Origin of the sequence: Vibrio sp. 10N.222.48.A3 (assembly GCF_041475345.1) — a bacterium.
In the GTDB taxonomy this organism is placed as follows: domain Bacteria; phylum Pseudomonadota; class Gammaproteobacteria; order Enterobacterales; family Vibrionaceae; genus Vibrio; species Vibrio tasmaniensis_A.
This window is the reverse complement of sequence record NZ_JBFRVX010000300.1, coordinates 1-3,649: the sequence shown is the minus strand read 5'-3', so window position 1 is coordinate 3,649 and position 3,649 is coordinate 1. Positions and strand designations below refer to the sequence as shown.

The window sequence follows — 3,649 nt, the reverse complement described above, 5'->3', positions numbered from 1 at the left end:
CTATTATCCGCCTGTGCAGTGATCACCTGAAATGAACTGTCCGTATCGAAAATTTCAAAAACTTCGGTTAACTCTTCAAAGCGGTCATTGACGATAAAATACGCGGATATTTGCGCTATGATATTCGCCTTTTTAAGCACTTGGCTTAGATCATTCTGAACCTGCATCTCGATAATTTGGCTTAAACCGTCATCGGCCTGTTTAAGGTTGTTAATCGCGGCATTGAAGCTGTCTCTGATTTCCTCACTCTTAAAGTCAACATAGATCGGATACTCAACTTTATACTCGTCATGTAACGTTAGCTCTGCCATTTCAATAAAACGAGTATTGGTGATAAACCACTCCAGAACTCTTCGTTCAACCATTAACAGGTCAACATTTTGAGCCCTCAATTGTGAGAATGCCGATTCAAGACCTTCGTAATCTTCGACACGACCAATGTCTAACTTACCCTTCAGTACTTCAACAGACTTTTTAATTGGTGAGGTCTCGTCGAACAATAACGCCCCTAGTGATAGGTCGTTCTGAGACTCAAGTTTGAGCTTGCGGCGAGTCAGTGAAACAGGAACAAACTCAACATTAAGAACTTTATCACTTAGGAAATGAGCATTAGGATCATCAAACTGAACGCCAGAAACAAAGGCAATAGAATTATTGTTGTCGATGGCCTTTCTAGCGGCACTAGGAGGGAGAGTGACAACGTCACCCAGCTTATACCCCATATCATTAAGGGCACGTTGAATAATGTCGTGTTCTAGCCCGACCGCGGTGCTGTCTGGATACATATACGGAGGGTTGCCAAAGCCAAATACGCCTTTTAGTGGCACTCGATAAGGAGAGGTATCTAGCCACTTTGATAAAATCTGGTTCTTATTTGCAACGTCAAAAGTTTCAATTTGTTTGTTGATTAGCGTCAGTAGCTCTGGTTCGTCATTTCGAATCACCATCGACGCTTCTAACTTTTTCCAATGCTCCAAAACATAGTTGACCGCTAGATCATGAACGCCAATCTTTTTCGCAAGATCCATAGTGGTGATAGGTTCACCGACCATGCCTTCAACATCACCAGACCCTAACGCACGCACCGCATCAATAACATTCTCAAAATCGACTCTTTCGATAGAGCTCAACCTCACTCCTGCACGCTCCAAGTCTATGTTTTCATTTACCATCGCAATGCGGCGTTTATTATTTTGATCTAGATTTCCATCGAGTTTTTTGTCGATAGGGACTATCACAGCCACCTGATAAGGAATATAGGGATCACTTGCAAGAAAACGTCCACCTTCACTTGGGTCGAACTGTTGGAATGGGAACACGTCGCCTCGCCCATCGACTAACGCCGCTTTGGCCTCGACGCGCGAGTTAACTGTGATAAACCGAACATGGACACCAAAACGCTGTTCAAGATCCAATGTCCAATCTTTGATGATCCCAGAAACCAGCCCGTCGTCATCGATGAATGAGTACGGGTAATGGTCGGAAAGCGCAATAAATGTGATGGTCGGTTGGTTTTCCAACCACTGGTTTAACTTAGCATCGGTCACTTCAGCCGCGTTTACACTGCGAATGACTAGTGACCACACCAATAAGCCAATGATAAGAGATAATACAAAACGATTTAGTGACAACATCAAGCCATCACTCATCGCTAAACTTCTCTTTAATCGCAAGAATCTCGGGCAACTTAAGAAAGAACAGATCAACGATAGTTGGATCAAAATGTTTGCCTTTCTGTTCTTCAAACAAGCTCAGTGCCTCATCGACACTCCAAGCCTTCTTATAAGGACGCTCTGCTGTCAGGGCATCAAACACATCAGCCACCGCAGCGATTCTTCCTACCAAAGGAATTTCTTCACCCGCGATCTGGTTTGGGTAACCGCTGCCATCCCATTTCTCATGATGATATTGCGCCACCTGAATCGCCATACGCATCAGTTTGGAATCACTCTGCCTACCAAGAATTTCAACACCGTACTCGACGTGTTTCTGCATGGTATTCCACTCACCGGCATCCAACTTACCAGGCTTTAGCAGCACACTATCGGGAATGCCAATCTTGCCAATATCATGCATTGGTGCTGCATCACGCAACGTCTCGGCATCTTCGTCAGTCATTCCCAAGGCTTTAGCTAGCACTTCACAGTAGTGACTCATACGCTTAACGTGCATGCCTGTTTCATTGTCTTTAAATTCAGCAGCTCTACCCAGTATGTTCAGTGTTTCTAGCTTACCGAGATTGATCTCTTGAGTTTTCTCTTTTACCTGACTAAACAACGCGCGTTGTTGGTCATAAAGTGCGATATGCGTTTTCACACGCTGGAGTGCAATAGCAGGGGTTATCGGTTTGGTTAGGTAATCTACAGCCCCCAAGGAGAGCCCTTTTACTTCGGCTTCAGGTCCAATTTTGGCAGTAACGAAGATAATGGGGATATGCGCGGTGTTGGGCTGTTCTTTGAGCTGTCTGCAAACTTTATAACCGTCAATATCAGGCATCATGATATCGAGGAGAATGAGGTCTGGCTGAGGCACCATCTTGGCTATCTTGATGCCAATGGTACCGTTAATTGCTACTTTGACTTGATAGGTATCTTTAAGTATTGCAGTCAACACATCCAAATTGCTTGGGGTGTCATCTACGACTAACACTATGGGTTTACGACTCATTGATACCTCGTATAAAAATCAAACAGTTATAAATATAGTGTAGAACGATTTTTAGAGGTTAATCAGAAAAAATAGCAATTGTTTATTGAAAATGAAGAGTAGATCTTCGAGTGACATCAAACCAACGTTTGTCGAAGTATGACCAGTCAATATTACGTCGATTAAGTCATTATAATACAAAGGAAATTATACAGATTACTTTTGAATCCAGACCTTTTATTAACAAAATACAAACTGGCAAAGACAAAAAGAACTCCTCACTCGGGAGCTCTTTTCACTTAAGTCATTAGAGAATCAAATAGCCTAGCGAACCAGCAACCTAACGACCTGAATAATACATACAGATTCGAACACCATCGAACTCACGAATCTCAAATGGGATCTCGTAGATCGACTCCATCACTGACTTTTCAACCACTTCAGAGACCTTGCCCGACTTAACCACTTGGCCCCTCTTCATCGCGACAATGTTATCTGAGTAACAAGAAGCAAAGTTGATGTCGTGAATCACGATAACGACCGCCTTATTAAACTCATGCGCTAGGCGACGTAGCGTCTGCATGATTTCAACCGAGTGTTTAATATCTAGGTTGTTTAGTGGCTCATCCAAGAACACATAATCCGTATCTTGCGCCACAACCATCGCGATAAACGCCATTTGACGCTGACCACCACTCAATTCATCAAGGTATCTGTTTTGGATATCGGTAATGCCAAGGTGCTCTAGTGCCGTATCGACGATCTTATGATCTTCGTCTTTCAAGCGACCTTGAGAATGTGGGAAACGCCCAAAACAGACCAACTCACGAATCGTAAATCGCATATTGATGTTGTTTGATTGTCTTAACACAGCAAGGTGCTTCGCAAGCTCTTTGGTATCCCATTCAGCCAGTAATTTATCGCCAATAACGACCTCGCCCGCATCACTTTCGGTTAAGCGACTCGCCATAGAAAGCAGAGTACTTTTACCCGCACCATTTGG

Annotated in this window: 3 protein-coding genes; all 3 read right to left on the bottom strand. The window is 43.5% G+C overall.

All coding sequences use genetic code 11. The features are described 5' to 3' along the window. Positions 1–1,649: transporter substrate-binding domain-containing protein (locus AB4653_RS09580; RefSeq protein ID WP_372103987.1), on the bottom strand; the 1,649-nt coding region annotated here is incomplete at its 3' end. Continuing rightward, entirely contained in the window at positions 1,642–2,667 is a 1,026-nt protein-coding gene (locus tag AB4653_RS09575) for an HD-GYP domain-containing protein (protein ID WP_009844855.1), read from the bottom strand. The genes AB4653_RS09575 and AB4653_RS09580, both read right to left, overlap by 8 nt. Positions 2,668–2,986: 319 nt before the next feature. Next, the coding region (locus tag AB4653_RS09570; RefSeq protein WP_372103985.1) for an ABC transporter ATP-binding protein at positions 2,987–3,649 on the bottom strand (663 nt) is incomplete at its 5' end.

Excerpts from the sequence above, each read along its gene's own strand:
- AB4653_RS09575 (WP_009844855.1), bottom strand. The coding sequence starts at position 2,667 with ATGAGTCGTAAACCCATAGTGTTAGTCGTAGATGACACCCCAAGCAAT.